We start from the raw sequence: 20,777 nt of genomic DNA, 5'->3' as shown, positions 1-20,777 counted from the left end.
CGAACCAGACCCGCTTTCTGACTGGATTTCGCTTTTTTGGCCTTGCCCTGTCCGAACCAGACCCGCTTTCTGACTGGATTTCGCTTTTTTGGCCTTGCCCTGTCCGAACCAGACCCGCTTTCTGACTGGATTTCGCTTTTTTGGCCCTGCGCTGTCCGAACCAGACCCGCTTTCTGACTGGATTTCGCTTTTTTGGCCTTGCGCTGTCCGAACCAGACCCGCTTTGTGACTAGATCGAGCTTTTTTGGCCCTGCGCTGTCCGAACCAGACCCGCTTTCTGACTGGATTTCACTTTTTTGGCCTTGCCCTGTCCGAACCAGACCCGCTTTGTGACTAGATCGAGCTTTTTTGGCCTTGCCCTGTCCGAACCAGACCCGCTTTGTGACTGGATTTCGCTTTTTTGGCCTTGCCCTGTCCGAACCAGACTCGCTTTGTGACTAGATCGAGCTTTTTTGGCCTTGCCCTGTCCGAACCAGACCCGCTGTCAGACTGGTTTAGCTTTTTTGCCCTTGGCCTGTTTCAATCTCCAGTTCCACTCTGTAAAGCTTATCATCATTCTCGGCCGGATTGCCCCGTCCATCGGTGTTATTGCTGACGAAGTATAATGTATTTCCTTCAATCAATACATCGCGAATGCGCCCGAGCCCTGAAATGAATTCACTCGTCGTTTTTTGTTCAAGGTCAAATTGGCGGACTGCATTGCCGCGCAATGTCGCGACATACAGTTTGCCGTTGTGAAAAGCGATTCCCGAAGGAGCCCATGTATCGTTTCCGGACTGGAATAGTGGTGTTTCCATTTCAGGCCCTGTTTCATCCCCGACAATTTCGGGCCAGCCATAATTTAATCCTGCTTCAATCCTATTAATTTCATCATGTGCCGATGGCCCGTGTTCGCTTGCATATAGTGTACCTGTTTCATTCCATGCCAACCCCTGCGGATTGCGGTGTCCATAGCTGTACACATATGATCCGGAAAATGGATTGTCACTCGGAACCGACCCGTCAAGATTGAGGCGCAAAATTTTTCCGCCCAGAGATTCGGGATCCTGGGCAATTTCCGGTTCTGTTGCCGCATCGCCCGCAGTCGCGTATAATTTGCCGTCCGGGCCGATTTTCAAGCGCCCGCCATGATGATATTGGCCACTCGGTATTTGGTCGAGCAGGACTTTCTGTTCCGACCATTGATCATCTGTGAGCACGAGCTCGATAATCCTGTTAAACTGCCCACTTTCATCCTCATACGTATAGTAAGCAAACGCCCGGCCGGTTTCCTCAAAATCAGGAGCAAGCACAAAACCAAGCAATCCAGCTTCAGATGCCGTTGCCAATGGTTTGGCGAGCTGCACCGGCTGCACTGTTTTTTCTCCATTTTTGATTTGGACAATACTGCCTGTCCGTTCACTTATATAAAACGTATCCTGGCTTTTCGTGATCGACCACGGTATGTCGAGCTGATCTGCTATGATTTGCGGTTCCGTTACTTTTCCGGCTGTCTCTGCTTCTTGTGGATCGGCTGGCTTTTCTGTTCCGTCCTCAGTATTTAAACACCCAAAAAGCATAAAAACGAACAACAATAAAAGAAACAGGCTTTTTTTCATCGGCATCCTTCCTTCGCATACTAACAAAATTCGCAAAAATCAATAACGTGCTTCGGCTGTATTCAATGCTTCCAAAATGGCTTTTCCAACACCGCTTTCTTCATTTGTTAATGTAACAAAATCACACTGTGCCTTAATAATGTCATCAGCATTTCCCATTGCCACTGAACGGCCCACCCTTTTAAACATGGAAAGGTCATTGTAATTGTCGCCAATCGCCATCGTCTCTGTTAATGAGATTCCTTTACTGCTGGCAAACGCCTCGAGCGCAATGCCTTTTTGGGCTTTTTCATTGGTGATTTCAAGGTTTTCATGCCCTGATGAACTGACTGCGAGTTCCTCCACATGTTCCAGTGAAGCCTTCGCCGCAGCGAGATGGTCAATATGATGAGAAAAAGCGAGCAGCTTATAAATGTGATACTGATCATCGTTAAAAAGTGTGTCATAATGATCGATTATGTTGACAAACCCCTTCGTTAAACGCTCCCGGGCTACCTTGATCACTTCTTCCACGTCCGCTTCCGGATTTGCACTCATAAAAATATCGACCAACACAGAGACGCCCTTTTCGCCGTCACTCGTGTATGTACCTTTGTTTGTATATACCTCAAAATACACATTGTTTTCCAGTAATCTTACTGCCGCCTCTTTCGCCTTTTCTTTCGCAAGCGGGCTCGCGGCAACAACAACTCCTTCTGCTGAACGCACTTCCGCCCCATTGACGCCAATGACCGGACACTCAATCTGATTGACATCTAAAACATACCTTGCTTCCTGATAGGACCTGCCGGTTGCAATGACTACTTCCACACCCATTTGCTGCGCTTTTTTAATGGCTTGTTCATTTTCTTTTGTAATTTGGTGGGAGCTTGTTAGTAATGTTCCATCCATATCGATCGCAATGCATTTAATCATCTTTACACCTTCTCTTATTTTTTCAACCTGTTTTTTATTTTATCACGGTTCGATTCGTTGATGCTTAACTCAAGTATTTACTTCCTTCACGAACACTTAAAGGAGCTAATGGCTGGTTGTCAATAAATTGTTGAACAGAGTCAGGATTTGTTTTCGAGTATTCCCTTAGTGCCCAGCCAATTGCTTTTTGGATAAAGAACTCTTTGCTTTCAGCGTTGAGAGAAATATACCTGTATAATAATTGAGCATTTGTTTTGTTTTTATATTTTAACTGAAAGAGAAGCGCGGACCTTCTCAACCAGAGATTTTCACCATTTGCCCAGCCTTCCAGATACTCCTCAATCATCCCTGGATGTTCGGCAGCAATCTTCCCAACCGGTTTCGGGGCAAGCATATCAACGGTATCCCACCATGATTTTGTTGTGATCAGCTGTTCGAAAAAGGGCATCTGTTCTTTACCAAGCTTTTTTAACGACTTTCCTATGTAGTCAAGTGCAATATATTGATATTCCCGCTCAGGTTCGATCCATAATTTTAAAACAAACTCTTCGTTAAAAGGTTCCTTCAATAGATTTGTTTTATGGAAAAACTCTTTTGCCAGCTGATTTCTTTCCGGTGTTTTAATGCCGAGAAACGGAAATTGGTTCCTCATGTACTTTTCCATTGGTTCCGCATTTTCTTCGTTCCTGTGGAAAGTCAGCATCTCTTTTATCAATCCAATGTTTTTTTCCATCATTTCCTCCCGAGAAAATCGCAATCTGAAGTGGGAACGGGCACTCTCCTGTTTCCATTCTATAGTGTCTTAATCGATATTTCCAATGCGAGCGGATTCTTTATCATTCATGTTTTTAATAGGCCAAGGGATTTTAATCAGAAAATTAATGATAACTTTCTGCTTGCATCTCGCCGAGCAGCAGCTCCGCGATGAATGGTAATATTCTCAAATAAAAAGAGGCAGAGTTGGTTTCTGCCTCTTTTTATTTGGAAAAATCGCTTAAACACGCAGGACCTGACGACTAATATCCTCCTGCAGCGCAGCCTGGCTCAGAAAATCGGCCTGGATCTTTTCTGCAAAATCATCGACAATCGAAAAATCGACCGCTTTTATATAGATCGTCTCCAGTTCATCGTGGAATTGTTTTGCCCTTGCCAAATGGGAGGAGGCCGTTAACATCCTCTCTTTATAGCGTTTGGCCACCCGTTCAATCTCATCCGCAAAAATTTCATCGGTTCCTGGTGCAACGACCGCTTTATACATATCAATTATTTCATCACCGTCACGGCTCGGAAAATATTCGTGTGGAGCGGTACTATCAAAGATACTAATCCCAATTTCCCTGATGATTACCATGTCCAGGCTTTCCGGATCAAACCCGCAATGATACACCTCAACATCGAAGCCTCTTTCCTCCGCCTGTGCTGCGAGCTTCTTTAACATCGTCGATTTTCCGGAACCCGGGCGTCCTTTAATAAAATACCTTTTTGGGATGTCCTCTGTTAAGTTTTGAATATAATCAACCGGGCCTTTCGGAGTCGCCGCCCCTAAAAAACGATGCTTTACCGCAGACTGCTTATTTAAACTGATCGTTCCGAAAAACATGTCAATCAGCCTGTTAGTCAGGCTGTTCGCCTTTTCAAAATCGATATTGTCAATATAGATCTTTTCCAAGTCGTCATGGATCCTTAATGCTTCAGCATAAGTTGAGTAAGCTTGCGTAAAAGCTTGTGAAATTTCTTTAGAAAGCTTTACAATCTCCTGTTTGCTTTCAAGGAGCAGTCGAGAATCCCACGCTTCACCTAAATTAACATATTCTTCAACGGCACCTGGTGTTTTCGGTTCAATAACGTGGGGTGCTGTTCCGTCAACGATGCCTGCTTTTATAGCTGGGATCATCACACCGTCAATCGATTCATTGTCAGAGGAGCAATGGAGATACTCGACATTGTATCCTTTTTCTAGCCATTGTCTCCCTATTTTTTTCATAAGCGTTGACTTCCCTGTCCCGGGGCCGCCTTTTAATATAAACAAACGCGATAAATCTTTTAAGTTAGAATCATATAAACTATAAAAACCTCGGGCTGTATTTCCGCCGGCAAAATAATGAAGGATCTTTCCAGCCATTTCAAACACTCCCTTTAATGAAATCCTGCACCTGCTCTCTCTCATCAAGATATGCAGATAAGGGCTATTGGGTGAATGCCTATAAAAAAATGCCGGAACATCATCATTAGCCTGTCTGCTTGATCAAATCTGTTAGCGCGGCGTCTGTTGCCTCGACCAGGTTTTTTTCATTCGTTTTTCGGTTTAGCTTATTACATTGTGAAATTTACTCGAGTAAAAAACCAACCACTTCTGAAGCTGATGTGCTGTTTCGGATGAATAACTTTTCAATCTGTGGGTAATAGATTGAAAAGAAAAGCTAGCCATTTTAGACTATAAGGAGGTTAAGTTCATGACAGACCATGGCGATTCACCGGGAAGGATGCCGCAATTCCCCGAGCCTTATTGGAGGGATTCTACGGAGCTTCCTTCATTTGAAAGATTAACAGAAGATATTGAGACAGATACCGTTATCATTGGAGGCGGAATTGCTGGAATAACAGCTGCTTATTTGCTTGCGAAAGAAGGCACTAAGGTCGTTTTATTGGATGCAAGTAATATTTTAAACGGAACTACTGGTCATACAACGGCTAAAATTACCGCCCAGCATGGCCTTATCTATGAAGAACTGATCAGCCATTTTGGCGAAGATACGGCCAGGCTCTATTATGAGGCAAACAATGAAGCTGTTCAGTTTTTGAAAAATACAGTAAACAAGCACAAAATTAACTGTGATTTTAGTGAAGAGGATGCTTACGTCTATACCAATTCCAGCGAATATATTCAAAAACTGATTAACGAATATAAAGCGTATGAAAAGCTTGGTATTAGCAGTGAATATTTAGCCGAAATCCCGATCCCGGTGGAAATGAAGGCCGCGATTGTCATGAAAAGTCAGGCTCAATTCCATCCTTTAAAATATTTAACGAGTCTTATCGATGAGATCGTTCAAGACGGCGGCAAGATATATGATAATACAACCGCGGAGAACATTGAGAAAGGAAAAAAGCCTGTCGTTGTCACCCGCGATGGCAATCGCCTTACTTGCAGCAATGTCATCATAAGCTCACACTTCCCTTTTTATGACAAAACCGGGGGCTATTTTGCAAGAATGCATGCTGAACGTTCATATGTGCTTGCCGTTAAGCCTGAAAAGCAGTATCCGGGTGGAATGTATATCAATGCCGAGCAGCCAACCCGTTCGCTGCGCTCAGCTTCAATCGATGGCGAACAACTGATTCTCGTAGGTGGGGAAGGCCATGTCACTGGCCATGGCATAAACACGTCTGAGCATTACGCGGCGCTTGAGGATTTTGCCGAAAAAACATTTGGCATAAAAGAGATCCCATATCGATGGTCTGCCCAGGACTTAATCACTCTCGACAAACTTCCTTATATCGGCAATATTACGGATAACAATCCGAATATTCTTGTGGCAACCGGTTTCCGTAAATGGGGTATGACAAACGGAACGGTTGCGGCACTGCTGCTGTGCGACATCATTGCTGGCAGAAAAAATAAATACGAAGAGCTCTTCACCCCATCGAGATTTAACACGGACCCGAGTTTAAAAAGACTCTTTTCACAAAATGCCGAGGTTGCAAAATCATTTATCGGGGGCAAGCTTGACCATCCGGACAGAAAGCCTGAAGAGCTCAACCAGGATGAAGGTGCTGTTGTGATGATCAACGGGAAAAGGACAGGAGCCTATAAGGATAAAAACGGCGAAGTGCACCTTGTCGATAGGACCTGCACCCACATGGGCTGTGAACTGGAGTGGAACAACGGGGAACGGACATGGGACTGTCCTTGCCATGGATCGAGATTCAGCTACAAAGGTGATGTTGTTGAGGGCCCTGCGGTATCACCGTTGAAAAGAATAAACATATCTTAGACTTTGGACAACCTCTCCGCGATGGGGAGGTTTTTTTATAGCAAAAAAATTTGATGATTTCTGTTTAAAAAGAAGTGAAACGTAGTAATCATTAACCGTTAACCGTTTTAATTTTATGATGATCATAAATGACGAAAAAGGCTTTAGCCTGGAGACACCAACAAGCGAACCCATTCCGGAAAACTTTAAAAATAACCAGCTTGGAGGTGTTGAAGGCACAGGAACAAGCCTGATATAAAACTTGTTCCCCAGGCAGTTTACATCAAGCTTTTGTGAATCCAAATGGCGGACTGGGAGCCGTCCCCCATAGCAATGGTGACTTGTTCTGAGTGGGCAGCAACGTCTCCTGCTGCCCAAACGTTTTGAACATTGGTCATTTTCGTTCTCGGATCAATCGGAATATGGCGGTTTTCCAATGTTTGAACCCCAAGCTGCTGCGCCAGACCGGATTTGACTTCATTACCGCCAAAAGCGATAAAACCGCGACTGCCAGGGAGTTTTTCTCCATTCTTTAAAATGGCCCCTTTAAAGTTCTCACCATCCACAACAATATTTTGAATCGGTTCGTCAATATATCGAATCGAATGGTCCTTTAATTTTTGCTGAAGTTTGTCATCTACCGGCTTTTGTTCATGGTTAATAAAGGTGAGCTTGTTTGTCCAATACAGGAGAGTCAAGGCCATATTCGCGCCGGGATTTCCCGATCCTAACACAATTGTTTCTTGATCCTTGACCTCATAACCATCACAATCGGGACAAACATACACAGTCATTCCCAGACATGGATAGATCTCGGGGAAGTTTGGAATACGGTCCATTACCCCTGTAGCAAGCAGCAGCCTTTTTCCGGTAAAGCTTTCCCCTGTGTCGGTCATAATATTAAATTCGCCTTCATTTATTGCTTTAGCCTGGTCCGCTTTACCAGCAAAAAACTCAACGCCATATTGTTCGGCTTGTTTTCGGCCAATTTTTCTGAGTTCTTCCCCGCTTATACCATCAGGGTAGCCAAGAACATTATGATAGCCTTTGCAAATAGATGACCTGCCATCGTTTGCATCGATGACGAGAACTTTGTGTTTGTATCTGCCTAACTGGATCGCCGCTTGAAGGCCCGCTATTCCGCCGCCAATAATCATACAGTCATACATGAATTTGAGCATCCCCTTCCGATCTAAAATTCAAGCTCCCGGCTGCGGGAACAAACACGTGTCATCAAATTTTTTATCTAATATTCTCTCTATTTCATACTTCCCTAAAAACTGCTGGTTAACCTTTAAATCACACAGAGAAATAATCGGTAGATGCTTCTTCATAATCAAAAAGTGCGCTGTGATCTATGGTGAATCGAAATAAAAAGATCGAAGGGATCCCCCTCGATCTTTGCAGGTAATGTTAATTTGATAGATCCTGGCTTCCCTTTGATATCCCCAAATCGGGTCCGCGCTGAATAAATTTCTGGTACATAAATATGCCAACCATTAAAACAGCTCCTACGATTGAGGAGATAAGCTCTGGAACAACCAATAAAATCCCGGCTATGATCAAAACTCCTCTTAACAATATAGGTATTGGCTTCACCCAATAACCGATCATCCCGGCCCCGACTCCGATCATTCCTATGGTTGAGCTGATCATAATAAGCGTAGCCCCAACCCAATCCGTATCGATCAGCAGCATTTGCGGCGAGAAAACAAAAATATAAGGAATGATAAAGGCCGCAATTGCCAAGCGTGTTGATTCCACACCCGTTTTCAAGGGGTCACTCTGGCCGATTCCTGAAGCAGCAAAGGCAGCCAATGCAACCGGTGGAGTGATATCCGCCACAATACCAAAATAAAACACAAACATATGCGCCGCCAAGAGCGGAAAGCCGAGCTCAACTAAAACCGGTGCTGCAATTGTTGAGGTTATAACATAATTTGCTGTCGTAGGAACGCCCATACCGAGAATTAAACTGGCAACCATCGTCATAATCAGGGTAATAAATACCTGCCCACCGGCAAGATCAATGAGCCCGTTGGCAAATTTCAGGCCTATTCCTGTAAGAACGATAACCCCGACGATCATGCCGGCCGCCGCACAAGCCACAGCTACGCCCAGGGCAGCCCTTGCCCCAGTTTCAAGCGCTTCTATAAGCCCTTTAATGGTCAAGCGTTTTTCACCCGGTTGGATAAACCCTGTCACTATCGCGACAAACAACCCGTACAGCGCCGCTCGCATCGGGCTCATTCCAGTGCTTAGCAGGTAGATGATTGAAACAATCGGAACCAGTAAATAAAGCTTTTTTAATACGTATTTAACAGACGGCAGTTCTTCTTTCGTTAAACCGCGCAGTCCCAATCTTTTCGCTTCATAATGAGTCATGATCCAAATGCCAACAAAATACAGAACTGCTGGTATTGCAGCCGCTTTAACGATTTCCCAATAAGGAATACCCGTAAATTCAGCCATCAAAAACGCGGCAGCTCCCATTACCGGAGGCATGATCTGCCCTCCGGTTGAGGATGAAGCTTCTACAGCACCAGCAAATTCCTTTCGGTAACCAAGTTTTTTCATGAGCGGAATCGTAAACGCACCTGATGTGACTACATTGGCCACTGAGCTGCCGCTTATTGTTCCCTGTAAGGCACTTGAAAAAATTGTCACTTTCGCTGGTCCGCCGCTGGCACGTCCTGCAATGACAAGAGCCAGGTCGTTAAAATAATCTCCTACCCCCGTTTTATCGAGAATGGCCCCGAAGAGAACGAATAAGAAAATAAAGGTAGCGGAAACGGCAAGCGGGGTTCCCAGGATCCCTTCCGTTGTAAAATACATATGCGAAAATAAGCGCTCAAAGCTTATGCCGCCATGTCTTAAAAAGGAGGGGAAATATTGGCCAAATAATGCATACAAGAGAAATACGGAAACGATGAGTGTTATCGGTATGCCGACAACGCGCCTTGATCCTTCAAGAACGAGCAAGATAGCAAGCGCCCCGACAATTAAATCAAGTGTAGTTGGCATTCCGATCCGGCTCACCAGGTCATCAAAAAATAACAGCCAGTATAATCCAACAAAGATGCCGACAAAAGCAAGTATCACATCGATAATCGGAATCTTTGTTTCGCCTATTTTCTTTTTTGAAAATGGAAAAAGCAGAAAGATTAAGCCAAGGACAAACGCTAAATGAATCGAGCGCTGAAGCTGTGAGCTTAACCCGCCAATCAAGGCGGTGTATATATGAAATAATGAAAATGAGACAGCAAAAGCCGTAATGAGTTTATTTACAATGCCGCTTAATCTTCTTGTACCGGCTTCCGGATCATATTCAGCAAGGAGATCCTGGAGATCCTTTTGTGAAAGAGTATTTTGTTCCTGTAACCCTTTATTCAAATTGAAACAACCTCCTTAAAAATGATTGTATTGGACTCTCTTGTGTAACGGAGAATCGCAGAGAGGTGCCTGGTTCACTTAAGTCTTTCAGAGGTATCGTTTCTCCCTTAAATAACAATGCATGGTTGGCAATAACCTGTCCGATAAAAAGATCAATAAACGGAACTTTCCGATTAATATTTTCAATGATAATCTTTCCGTTTTCAGTTCTCATTTTTTGTCCTTTTTCAATATCAAAAGGCAGCCCTGCCCCGAAGGATTCATAAATGGTAGAATCAATAACTAACTCATCGCTTCCGACCCGAATCACTTCATCCACTTCTGTTTTTTCAACAGAATGGGTAAACCGGATCGTGAATATATCATCCTTTGCAACGGGCTTGCTCCATAGTACTTTATTCGTTTCATTTGATGTGATGGTCAGCATTGGGGATTGTTTTATATTTACTAACCAAAAAAGGAGCAGTAAAAATATGGGGAGCAAAAGATATTTCCTCATAAGATGTGTACAAGGGAGCTTGCGAGCTCCCCTGCATTTTCCTCCTTACTTGCTAATACCCTTCTCTTTAAAGTACTTTTCTGCTCCCGGATGAACAGGAATCGTTAATCCTTCAAGAGCTGTATCCAGTGTAATTTCTTTCCCTTTATCATGCTTGGAACCCAGACTGTCAAGGTTCTCATAGATTGCTTTTGTCAACTTATAAACAAAGTCTTCACTTAAATCGCTGTTAACCGTTAATGCTGCTAAAACCGCAACTGTTGTTGCATCCTCTTCCTGGCCATCATACGATCCCTTTGGAACGACTTCATCGATAAAGAACGGATACTCCTCTTTAAGCTTCGAAATCACATCATCACCCAAGCTGATAACCCGGACTCCTTTTGTTACCGCAATGTCGGATACAGAAGCGTTAGGGACTCCTGAAGTAACAAACATCGCATCAATTAGTCCATCTTTAAAGCTGTCAGCTGAATCTGCATATGATTTTAAGTCTTCTTCGATATCGTCATATGATAGGCCCGCTGCTTTTAAAATTTGTTTACTATTCGCTTCGTTTCCGCTTCCTGGAGCTCCGACCGAAACTTTCTTTCCTTTTAAGTCTTCTATTGAATTAATATCGCTATCGGCTGCGACAACGAGCTGAATAATTTCAGGATATAATGTTGAAATGGCACTAATCCCATCAAGCTTTTCCTTAAAGACTTCTGTGCCATTAACAGCATAATCGGCAATATCATTTTGTGTAAATGAAACCTGAACATCACCTTTGGAGAGCAGCTGCATGTTCTCAACGGAAGCTCCGGTTACCTGGGCAGTCGCGGTAATATCAAGCTCACTCTCTAAAATCTCTGCCATTCCCCCACCTAATGGGTAATACACTCCACCCGTTCCCCCAGTCGCAATTGTGACCGCTGTTGGATCTGCTTCACCTTCTGAAGATGAAGACGTTGAAGGTGAAGATGAACAACCCGCAATAACAAGTACAAATAAAGCGAGTAACGAAAACAACCCTCGTTTTATCATTCTTGATTTCCCCCTTTTGATGACAATTCTAAATTTTCCATCTATTATAGTTAATCATGGAAAAGGTTTAGATGTCAATTTTGAGCACGAGAAAAAGGTACTTAGCAGGATTTCTTAATTTGTTAATATATTGGAGAATTTTCATGTACTGATTAACAAGAAACGTCGATATATACCCTCCTTTTACTTTTTTTAAACTTCTGAAATCTCTCAATGTAATAAGCTACCGAAAAATGAATGACTTTGTCTAAATAAACAGGAGTGTGCCGTGGAAACCGTTTTTCAGTTAAAGAGCTTTATGAACTTTATTTTCTGTAAAAAAAAAATCGAAGGAGCTACCTTCGATTTTTTACAATACCTTGCTTAGAAATGCTTTTGTTCGTTCATGCTGTGGATTACCGAACAATTCATTCGGTTTGTTTTCTTCGACAATATAACCGCCATCCATGAAGAGGACCCGGTCTCCGACTTCACGCGCGAATCCCATCTCGTGGGTGACGACAACCATGGTCATCCCTTCTTTAGCCAACTGCTTCATGACTTCCAGGACATCGCCGACCATTTCCGGATCAAGCGCTGATGTAGGCTCGTCAAAAAGCATAATTTTTGGATCCATCGCAAGTGCACGGGCAATCGCAACACGCTGTTTTTGCCCTCCTGATAATTCTCCCGGATAGCTTTCCGCCTTCTCACGCAAGCCGACTTTATCGAGCAGCTCAAGTGCCCTCTTATTAGCCGCTTCTTTATCGATAGAGCGTACTTTTGTTGGGGCGAGTGTGATATTTTCCAATACAGTTTTATGCGGGAAGAGGTTGAATTGTTGAAAAACCATTCCTACTTCTTGTCTCACCTTATTAATGTCCAGCTTTGGGTCGGTAATATCCTTGCCATCCACAATGACATGGCCATCGGTTATGTCCTCAAGACGGTTCAGACAGCGCAGGAATGTACTTTTCCCGGAACCAGAAGGTCCGATGACACAGACGACTTCTTTCTCCTTGACTTCCGCATTGATATCTTTTAACACTTCTAATGTGCCAAACGATTTTCGTAAATTTTTCACTTGGATGATGCTCATCGCAGCTCAAATCTCCTTTCAAGGAAATTGGCCAGTAATGTTAGTAAATAAATGATCACAAAATACATAACACCAACTGTAAGCCAAATATTAAATGCTTCGAACGTAGCTGAGGCTTGAATTTCCCCTTTTTGGGTTAGGTCAGCAATTCCGATAATGGAAAGAAGGGAGGTATCTTTTAAGCTGATAATTGATTGGTTCGTTATGGTAGGAAGCATTCTTCGAAACGCCTGGGGAAGAACAATATAGCGCATATTCTGAACACTTGTTAAGCCAAGCGATCTTGCTGCTTCAGATTGTCCTTTATCAATTGATTGAATACCGGCTCTGATAATTTCTGCAAAGTAAGCTCCTGCATTAATCGCCACCGTAATAATCCCTGCCGTTGTGTTATCCAGCTGAATGAATTCAAATGAATTTAAGCCGAAGTAGATAAAAAACAATTGGACAATAAATGGCGTCCCGCGAATTGCATCAACAAATACGATTGCAATCCAGTTCAAAGGTTTTAAAGGAGCCAATCGGAATAACGCGATAACGAGACCGATAACAAAACCTAAAATAATTGCGATTGCAAATATATAAAGAGTGACCTGAAGGCCTTCTACTAAATATGGAAAAACAGCGATAATCGTGTCCATCCATTCATCTCCTTTCAAAAACAAGGCGCGCACGAGTGCGCGCCATCTTGTGTTCAAATATTAACTATTCAGCAAGGTATTTGTTTATAATCTCATCATACTTGCCGTTTTCTTTAAGCTCTGCAAGACCCTTATTGATTTTTTCCAAAAGATCTTGATTTTCGCCTTTTAACACAGCAATGCCATATTTATCCCCATTTAAGCGGTCACCAACGATTTCCAATCCAAGATCGTCTTTGGCAATCGCATAAGCGATAACCGGATAATCTTCGATAAGCACGTCAGCATTGCCGTTTGCGACCTCTTGGAACATCGCTGGGCTGTCATTGAATTGAACGACTTCAAAGCCTTTATCTGCAGCATTATCTGTGGCAAATTTTGCACCAGTCGTTCCTTTTTTAACGGCTACTTTTTTGCCTTTCAGATCATCAACTGAACTTATATCTTTGCTGCCTTGCTTCACAACCAGTGTGAGCCCGGCGTCAAAATATGGCTCGGAGAAATCGACTACCTTTTTTCTTTCATCCGTGATGCTCATACCGGCAATTGCAACATCCAATTGATTTGCTTGCATTGCAGGAATGATTCCGCCAAAGTCCATAGGCTTTAATTCAATTTTAAAATCCTGGCTTTCAGCAATCGCATTGATCAGGTCAATATCGATTCCTGTGTATTCTCCGCCTTCTTCAAACTCGAATGGAGGGTAGGTTGTATCGATTCCAACTTTATAAACCTTGTCTTCCCCACTGCCTGATTCACCGCCTGATGCCTTATCTTCTGACGAACCACAAGCTGCCAACAAAAGAGTAAGTACTAAAAATACACTAAACAGTTTGAATTTTTTCATTTTAATCCCCCTCTAAAATGTTTTTCTCTATAAAATTTAAGGATAGCTAGTTATAAATATACCATTTCTATTATAATTTATAAACTTTAAAACATTTTATATATTTACCTCCACTCCAAGTTTTTGGCTATTACTTTACTATCCAAATGAAATCATTTCCAAAAATATGTGATACCGTTGATTACATTTCCACATTTGCCCTGTGTATCTAACTATTCCAATAAAAACATTTGGACATACCTTATTAAGGAGTTGGAAATTCATCCTTATTGGGAGGTGCAGATAATGTCTATATCACGTTATTACAATATGTGTAACCGGGGAATTGGAAGAGCTGTGCAAATTAGAACGCGTGACGGCCGTATTCATGGAGGAATTATTGAGCGAGTCACTCCATCCAGAGTATTTCTTCGGCCGTTTGGAAGGGGCCGGAGCTATGGAGGATATGGTTATGGCGGTTGGGGCTGGGGATTTGCCGCGGGGATTGCTCTGGGAGCGATAGCCGCATTAATTTTTATTCCGCTTTTCTTGTGGTAAGCAAAGCCCAAATCTCGATAAGAAGGGCGAAGAAACTTTGTTGAGTTTCTTCGCCTCTTTTCATTTTATGCAGAAACAAGAAAACGGTATTATCTAATATTTTAATAGATTCTATCTCAAATTCTCGCCTCCAATGTCGTAAATAAGCACTATATACCAGTCTCTTATTGACATTTTTCAACATAATCATACAATAGAATCAGGATTATAATAGGTTTTTTGTCGTATTCTGGTATATAAAAGGAAATAGATTCTTTAGCAGGGGTTATTTTTACCCTTTTTCACCACTTTTAATAGATAGAAATTCGTTAAGTTAATTAGGAGGAGTTGAAGTTATGAGCAAGGATACAAAAAATAAATCAATGGGTTGGTTTAAAGGAGTCCTTTCCAATCAAAACCAAATGGAACCAGGCAACGAAGATGTGGTATCACCAATCGAGACAGTGGAGATGCTGCTTGATCATGTCGAAAAAGTCGATTCAGTCGATAGCCCTGTCAATAAACAGGTTTTTCAAAAAGACAGTCAAGATAAGGTTTCACTGGATTTGATTGTTTCTGTCGAAAATATGCTGAAAGACCGGCAATTGACTCTTTATAAAAAGAAAGGCCTGGAGGAGCAATTATATAATGCGAATGAAATGATTCGCCGCTTAAAGCATGATGAAGTCAAAAAAGAGCAGCTCTTGCAGGAAAAAAACAAGGAGTATAGTGTGCTGGAAGGTAAGCTGACCAATAAACAAATGAGTTATGACCAGCTTCTCGAAGATTATAAAGACTATCAAACTACGTCGAATAATGAGTTTGAAAAAATGACAAACCAGTTGGAAAAAGAAATGATTAAATATGCAAAGCTCAGTGAAGAATCGACCAACACTCAATATCAAAACATGTTAAAAATCAAAGAGCTTGAAGAGCGCGTCAGGAATCTAGAGGTAGAAAATCAAAATTACGTGGAGCAATATGAAAGAATCGTTGAGGAAAAAACAGAGTTAATGCAGACGATTAATGATTTCACAGATCGGATGTCCATCTCTTTTTCGGCGAAGACTGCGGCTTCATTTACTCCATCTGAGTAATCTGGCAGCTATATAAATATTTATGACTGGAGAGCAAAGGGGGCAGCCATGTCAGTCTATCAGGGAAAGCTGCTTGAATTATCATCTATCGAGCGGGCGTTTAATAAATCATTTTTACATATAAAATTAACATTTGAACAGGAAGTTGAACTACTGTGGGAAATAGATGATGATACTGCCGAGAAACTAAAAGCAATCACTGCTTTTGAACAAAACTATAAATATAGATTATCGTTACAGAGCTTTTGGGATCCATCAAGGCAACAGCATACAAGTTTTTTAACAAAAACATATTGTGATCACAGTGATCGGTTACAATTTGCTTGTTCGGAAGAATATGTGAAAGCCTTAAACTCTATTAAGCAAATCCAACAAACAAGCGAAGTTCAAACTTTACCATTCTTAGCTATTAATACACCGTTTAATGATTTTAATCAAGATCAGCCAGGGGTAACATCCCGCCGCTATAATCGTAAGCTTGGTTGGATGGCTGTGGCCATGATCAGTGTCATGTCGACCATTCTATTAGGATATTCAGGTCATTCTTTTATAAATGAGACAACAATTGCCCAAAAAACAACGGTAAAAGCGGAAAGTGTCGTGGAAGATGCCGTTGTGAACCAGGCAGAACCAGAACCGTTAATTCCAGAAGAGGAAATCGATGTGGCAAATCAAACTGCTGTTCCTGTTATTGACTTAAACGAGGCAGTGACCTATAGCATTCCGGAAGGTTCTGTTGCGCTTACATTCGATGACGGTCCTTCTAAATATTCAGTAGAGATAGTAAATATATTAAATAACTATCAGGTTGGCGGTACTTTTTTCTTTATGGGCATGAATGTGAAAAAATATCCTGAATCCGTTCAGTATGCCAAGTCGAATGGCTACGCGATCGGCAGTCATTCTATGAACCACCCCAATTTCGCGAATCTTTCCCTGGAAATGCAGGAGAGCGAGTTACTGCAATCCAATCAATTGCTCGCAGAGGTTATCGGTGAAAAAGTCGAGCTCTTTAGACCTCCATATGGAGCTAAGAATGCAGCCACAATCGATTTAATGGCTAAACACCAACAAAAAATGGTCCTATGGAATAAAGATACCGAAGATTGGAAAGGGCGCAGTTCAGAGGAAATCTTTCATTATGTACTGAGCTCCCAGGCATCCGGCTCTATCATTCTTCTCCACGAATCGCAATCGGTTATCGAAGCGTTGCCTCAGATTATTGAGTACTTGCAAGGGCAAGGGTTACAAATTGTCAGTTTAAATTAGCATTTGCTATTAAGTTAGCAAATGTTTTTTTCATTGTGCCACGATTTTGTAATTCAACGCTTGTTTAAAATGTTGCTCACAAAATGAAAAGTCCGCCTTTTTGATATACCAGTGACCCTCTCTATTCAAGCAAATTACCAGCTTCATCAATAAATAATTTTGAGATCAATGATAGCGTTTTATTTTTATTGTAGACGAGGTAGAAATACCTTTCGTCGTTTAAATCGTCAATCTCATGCAGGCAAATCATCTTATTCATCACATATTCTTTTGCGGCTATTTCGGAAATAATTGAGATACCGATGCCTTGCTTTACGAATTGAATTAAACTCTCACCACTGTCTGTATAGGTAATAATATTTAATTGATCTTTTGGAATTTGCTTCTTTTTCAAAAATTTTTCAAGAATAGAGTTGGTTCCAGATTCAGAGCTTCTCATCACAAGAGGGTATTTCGTGATGTCTTCCATGTTTACGGGATCTTTGATTTTAAACTGTGTAGATGTGATCAGAACCAATTTCTCTTTTAATAGGGGAATATAATGAAGCTTGTCATCTTCATATTTTTCTCCGAGGACCCCTAGATCGACAGAACCATTAAGCACTTTTTCTGCAACAATTTTTGAAGGCGATTGATTGATATGAAATGTAACCTCAGGGTATTGCGTTCTAAATATCTTGACCATTTTAGGGATCATGAACTGGCCAGGCACAGAACTGGCGGCAATTCGGACAACTCCCCGCAACTCTTTCATACCTTGATTTAGATCGAGTAAAGCTTCATCCTTTAATCGCAATATTTTCAGTGCCCATTCATACAAACGTTCTCCATAGGGGGTAACAATACTATCCCTGCCGACACGATCGAAAAGTTTAACATTTAACATCCTTTCCAACGCATGAATATGGGAGCTCACTGTTGATTGGCTTAAAAAAATGTCATCGGCAGCCTTCGAAAAACTCTTATGTTCAACTACCTTTGTAAACACATACAATTGGTGTAAATCCATCACAGTTTGCCCTCCGATTCATAGAATCGATTAATTATCATCGCCATAATAGATAAATTGAATTTATATAAGAGTATCATTTTTCTATAATGTAATGGAACACAAGTATTGGGACATTTTTTGACAGATTCAAAAATTTATTTTAGACGGCGTTTTGGGAGAAGTTTGCGAATATCTGCCTAAACCTTTTTATCAGGGGGAATAGAATGAATGGAACTTAACTATGAACCAGATCTGACTTATGATGCTGGTCCGACCGGGTGCGGGGAACTGATCATGAATCTGTTCTTAACAATGAAAAAAATGAGAAGCGGGCAAATCATCGAAGTAATCTCCTACGACCCGGGCGCCCGTGAAGATCTGCCAGCCTGGTGCAGAATGCAAAAGCATCGGCTTCTTAACCGGACAGACTTAGGCAGGATAAGCCATTACTACATTGAAAAAGGCTAAAAACCGCCTTTTACATAAAAAACATTCAACGATGGAGGAATAAATGATATGGCTGGGAAATTTTTAGTCAGTTTAACGAATGCAAAGAACGATCCGGACAAAGCAACTGTTGGTTTTGTGGTAGCAAACGCTGCGGTCGCATCAGGTCAGGAAACAGTGGTTTTCTTAAATGTTGAGGGTGCATTTCTTGCATCAAAAGGTTATGCGGATGAAATTCATGAGGAAGGTTTTGCCCCTTTAAAACAGCTCATGGATCAGTTTATTGAAGCGGGAGGAACTGTTTGGGTATGCAGTCCTTGCTTTAAAAAGCGAAATTTGGAAGAAGATAACCTTATTGAGGGTGCAACCATTGTCGGGGGAGCGAAATTAGTTGAGTTCCTTAGCCTTGGTGCCGCGTCTATCACCTATTAGCATGAGAACAGTTGATGGCGTATGTGATGGTGGAGACTTAGATTGTGGGTCTGGCTTGCTGTTAATCATAAAAAAAGCGATGGACCCGCTTCTGGCTGGGCAGGTACTGGAAGTACGAAGCAGGGAAAGAACGGTTGCTGAAGATTTACCGGCCTGGTGCCGGATGGTCGGGCACAAATACCTGGGTTCAGAACCGGGAGATCATACAATGCGCTATTTGGTTGAAAAAGGCTCCAATCATGCCGAACTCGAGAAGGATTTACAGGCAGCTAAAGGGTACAAGTGGAGTGTTCGTGTACGCGGAGAACAAGGCCTCTCCGCAAAAATCCACTCACGGAACCATACCTTCATGGCTGGCCAGCCTGCAGATTTTAGTCATAAGGTAATTGCGCCAAGTGCGATTGATTATCTGCTGGCCTCACTTGCTTCTTGTTTAACAGTTGGCTATAAGGCTCAGGCGTCGAGGCGAAACATCGTGATCGATAATCTGGAGCTCTCTTTAAAAGGCGGATTGGAAAATGTCTTGTACCATCTGGAATTAGAAGATGAAGGCAGCCCTCAAATCAAACAGATATCAGGGACATTCTTTGTTTCCTCACCTGAACAAGAAGAAATTCTTTTACAATTATGGAATGACACGCTTGTCCGTTCACCAATTTATCAAACTCTTAATCAAGCGATCAACATTGATATCAAACTCTCAATTGTATTTTAACATGGAGGAAAAACCAACTATGGAATTACCCAAATTCCCGACCACTGTCATCGGCAGCTGGCCGAGATCAAAGGAAGTACAAAAGGCGATGCGTGATAAACGGGCCGGAAGAATAAGTGATGAGGAATTTCAAGCAGCTGCCGATCAGTCAATATTGGAATGCCTGAAATGGCAAGAAGAAGCAGACATTGATATTGTGTCGGATGGAGAACAGCGACGGGATAATTTTATTTCTTTCGTAGCTGATCATTTGAATAATGTTCGGATGCTCACGGTCTCTGAGCTTCTTGATTATGTTGAGGATAAAGCAGGCTTTGAGGAAATTTTGGGAACTTTGGATGTCCCGGCTTTTTCAATGTCTAATCCGGCAGCGACAGGTAAAATCAGCCGCAAAAAACCACTCGCTTTAAATGACTATTTGTTCCTTAGAAAGCATACAGATAAAGCTATTAAGGTCGCTTTGCCAGGGCCGTATCTTTTAACGAGAGCAATGTGGGTGGAAGGATTATCAAAGGAAGCCTATCCGACAAAAGAGGATTTATCCGCCGATATCATCAAAGTTTTGCGAGAAGAATTGCAAGATCTAATTAGAGCAGGCGTCGATTTTGTCCAATTTGATGAACCCGTTCTGACGGAACTTGTTTTCACCCAGAAAAATGCAAACCGGACGTTCATGTGTGGTGCACTGACAGCTAAAGCGGACGCTGAAGAAGAAATTGCCTTTGCCCTCGACCTAATGAATCAAGTTACAGATGGAATGCTGGGCCAGGCAACAAGGGTGGGGGTCCATGTTTGCCGTGGCAACTGGAGCACACAGGAGCAAGTATTGCTTCGCGGCCCTTATTACCCTTTAACCCCCTATCTTTCCAATGTGCATGTAGACCAGCTTATCCTCGAATATGCGACCCCGCGCGCCGGAGAAATTGATGCTGTTCGTGACTTTGGCGGAAAAGAGCTCGGATTTGGGATCGTAAATCCACGGACAGAAGCGGTCGAAACCGTTGAAGAAATCGTTGAGCGGGTGGAAGAGCTCAGAAACTATCTGCCTGATGAAAAAATCTTCCTGAATCCTGATTGTGGCTTTGGAACTTTTGCGCAACGGCCGATGAATAGTGATCATATCGCTTACGCAAAATTAAAAGTCATGGCGGAAGCAGCTGCAAAGCTTCGGGAAATGGCACTTGTTTAGAAAGTCGAACGATAATGGACAGGAGGAGTAAAAATGGTAAAAAAGATTGTTAAGGTTGAGGGAAAAGGAAATGGAATGCGTCAATGAACATAAAAATAATACAGCGGCTTGATAAAGGTTTCACCCTTTATTAAGCCGCTTTTATATAGG

The 20,777-nt window shown here is 42.2% G+C and carries 20 protein-coding genes; 8 read left to right on the top strand and 12 right to left on the bottom strand.

Annotated features, from left to right (window positions below; translation table 11 throughout):
• Positions 1-494: 494 nt before the first annotated feature.
• The 4 genes from CVD23_RS11150 to CVD23_RS11135 all read right to left on the bottom strand — a co-directional run bounded on the left by CVD23_RS11150 (position 495) and on the right by CVD23_RS11135 (position 4,635).
• The gene (locus tag CVD23_RS11150; RefSeq protein ID WP_101666057.1) at positions 495-1,598 is read right to left on the bottom strand and encodes a PQQ-dependent sugar dehydrogenase; all 1,104 of its coding nucleotides are present in this window, start codon (positions 1,596-1,598) and stop codon (positions 495-497) included.
• Between the two features lie 39 nt (positions 1,599-1,637).
• Positions 1,638-2,513 carry a Cof-type HAD-IIB family hydrolase gene (locus CVD23_RS11145; RefSeq protein ID WP_101579073.1) on the bottom strand — a complete coding sequence of 292 codons (876 nt, stop codon included), beginning with the start codon at positions 2,511-2,513 and terminating at the stop codon, positions 1,638-1,640.
• A gap of 64 nt (positions 2,514-2,577) precedes the next feature.
• Entirely contained in the window at positions 2,578-3,246 is a 669-nt protein-coding gene (locus tag CVD23_RS11140; RefSeq protein WP_101666056.1) for a DNA alkylation repair protein, read from the bottom strand.
• Positions 3,247-3,507: 261 nt separating this feature from the next.
• Positions 3,508-4,635: a PRK06851 family protein gene (locus tag CVD23_RS11135; protein ID WP_101666055.1), complete on the bottom strand. Its 1,128-nt coding sequence runs from the start codon at positions 4,633-4,635 to the stop codon at positions 3,508-3,510.
• A 331-nt stretch (positions 4,636-4,966) separates the two neighbouring features.
• Between CVD23_RS11135 and CVD23_RS11130 the strand changes: the two genes are divergently transcribed.
• Positions 4,967-6,508, top strand: coding sequence for an FAD-dependent oxidoreductase (locus tag CVD23_RS11130; protein ID WP_257988330.1), 1,542 nt, complete (start codon positions 4,967-4,969; stop codon positions 6,506-6,508).
• A gap of 257 nt (positions 6,509-6,765) precedes the next feature.
• On the opposite strand, the gene CVD23_RS11125 is transcribed toward CVD23_RS11130, so the two are convergent.
• The 7 genes from CVD23_RS11125 to CVD23_RS11095 form a co-directional block, all read right to left on the bottom strand.
• Positions 6,766-7,656 carry an NAD(P)/FAD-dependent oxidoreductase gene (locus CVD23_RS11125; RefSeq protein ID WP_101579070.1) on the bottom strand — a complete coding sequence of 297 codons (891 nt, stop codon included), beginning with the start codon at positions 7,654-7,656 and terminating at the stop codon, positions 6,766-6,768.
• A 244-nt stretch (positions 7,657-7,900) separates the two neighbouring features.
• The gene (locus CVD23_RS11120; RefSeq protein ID WP_101666054.1) at positions 7,901-9,880 is read right to left on the bottom strand and encodes a TRAP transporter permease; all 1,980 of its coding nucleotides are present in this window, start codon (positions 9,878-9,880) and stop codon (positions 7,901-7,903) included.
• On the bottom strand, positions 9,873-10,364 hold the full coding sequence (locus CVD23_RS11115; protein WP_180955635.1) for a DUF1850 domain-containing protein: 492 nt from the start codon (positions 10,362-10,364) through the stop codon (positions 9,873-9,875). The genes CVD23_RS11120 and CVD23_RS11115 overlap by 8 nt, the downstream gene beginning before the upstream one ends.
• Before the next feature lie 60 nt (positions 10,365-10,424).
• Positions 10,425-11,405 carry a TAXI family TRAP transporter solute-binding subunit gene (locus tag CVD23_RS11110; protein ID WP_101579067.1) on the bottom strand — a complete coding sequence of 327 codons (981 nt, stop codon included), beginning with the start codon at positions 11,403-11,405 and terminating at the stop codon, positions 10,425-10,427.
• A gap of 349 nt (positions 11,406-11,754) precedes the next feature.
• Positions 11,755-12,483 (bottom strand): amino acid ABC transporter ATP-binding protein, encoded by a 729-nt coding sequence (locus CVD23_RS11105; protein ID WP_101579066.1) that lies wholly within the window; start codon positions 12,481-12,483, stop codon positions 11,755-11,757.
• Positions 12,480-13,124, bottom strand: a complete 645-nt coding sequence (locus CVD23_RS11100; RefSeq protein ID WP_101579065.1) for an amino acid ABC transporter permease — start codon at positions 13,122-13,124, stop codon at positions 12,480-12,482. The genes CVD23_RS11105 and CVD23_RS11100 overlap by 4 nt, the downstream gene beginning before the upstream one ends.
• A gap of 64 nt (positions 13,125-13,188) precedes the next feature.
• Positions 13,189-13,971, bottom strand: a complete 783-nt coding sequence (locus tag CVD23_RS11095; RefSeq protein ID WP_101579064.1) for a transporter substrate-binding domain-containing protein — start codon at positions 13,969-13,971, stop codon at positions 13,189-13,191.
• Positions 13,972-14,256: 285 nt separating this feature from the next.
• On the opposite strand from CVD23_RS11095, the gene CVD23_RS11090 reads away from it, so the two are divergent.
• The 3 genes from CVD23_RS11090 to CVD23_RS11080 all read left to right on the top strand — a co-directional run bounded on the left by CVD23_RS11090 (position 14,257) and on the right by CVD23_RS11080 (position 16,853).
• A complete protein-coding gene (locus tag CVD23_RS11090) occupies positions 14,257-14,508 on the top strand; it encodes a hypothetical protein (RefSeq protein WP_101666053.1) in 252 nt (83 codons plus the stop codon).
• 335 nt (positions 14,509-14,843) lie between these two features.
• Entirely contained in the window at positions 14,844-15,584 is a 741-nt protein-coding gene (locus tag CVD23_RS11085) for a hypothetical protein (RefSeq protein ID WP_101666052.1), read from the top strand.
• Positions 15,585-15,632: 48 nt separating this feature from the next.
• Positions 15,633-16,853: a polysaccharide deacetylase family protein gene (locus CVD23_RS11080; protein ID WP_101666051.1), complete on the top strand. Its 1,221-nt coding sequence runs from the start codon at positions 15,633-15,635 to the stop codon at positions 16,851-16,853.
• Between the two features lie 121 nt (positions 16,854-16,974).
• On the opposite strand, the gene CVD23_RS11075 is transcribed toward CVD23_RS11080, so the two are convergent.
• Positions 16,975-17,862 carry a selenium metabolism-associated LysR family transcriptional regulator gene (locus tag CVD23_RS11075; RefSeq protein ID WP_101666050.1) on the bottom strand — a complete coding sequence of 296 codons (888 nt, stop codon included), beginning with the start codon at positions 17,860-17,862 and terminating at the stop codon, positions 16,975-16,977.
• Between the two features lie 210 nt (positions 17,863-18,072).
• Between CVD23_RS11075 and CVD23_RS11070 the strand changes: the two genes are divergently transcribed.
• Genes CVD23_RS11070 through CVD23_RS11055 form a run of 4 tightly spaced genes read left to right on the top strand, consistent with a single transcriptional unit; the run spans position 18,073 to position 20,627 of the window.
• Positions 18,073-18,312, top strand: coding sequence for a sulfurtransferase TusA family protein (locus CVD23_RS11070; protein WP_101579059.1), 240 nt, complete (start codon positions 18,073-18,075; stop codon positions 18,310-18,312).
• A gap of 48 nt (positions 18,313-18,360) precedes the next feature.
• Positions 18,361-18,723, top strand: coding sequence for a DsrE family protein (locus tag CVD23_RS11065; protein WP_101579058.1), 363 nt, complete (start codon positions 18,361-18,363; stop codon positions 18,721-18,723).
• Entirely contained in the window at positions 18,683-19,438 is a 756-nt protein-coding gene (locus tag CVD23_RS11060; RefSeq protein WP_257988328.1) for a sulfurtransferase TusA family protein, read from the top strand. Before CVD23_RS11065 ends, CVD23_RS11060 begins: the two co-directional genes overlap by 41 nt.
• A 19-nt stretch (positions 19,439-19,457) precedes the next feature.
• Positions 19,458-20,627, top strand: a complete 1,170-nt coding sequence (locus tag CVD23_RS11055; protein ID WP_101666048.1) for a cobalamin-independent methionine synthase II family protein — start codon at positions 19,458-19,460, stop codon at positions 20,625-20,627.
• Positions 20,628-20,777: the final 150 nt, after the last annotated feature.

It is taken from the genome of Bacillus sp. V33-4 (assembly GCF_002860225.1).
In the GTDB taxonomy this organism is placed as follows: Bacteria; Bacillota; Bacilli; order Bacillales; family Cytobacillaceae; genus Bacillus_BJ; species Bacillus_BJ canaveralius.
The sequence above is the reverse complement of the archived record's forward strand: the minus strand, read 5'-3'. Positions and strand labels throughout refer to the sequence as shown.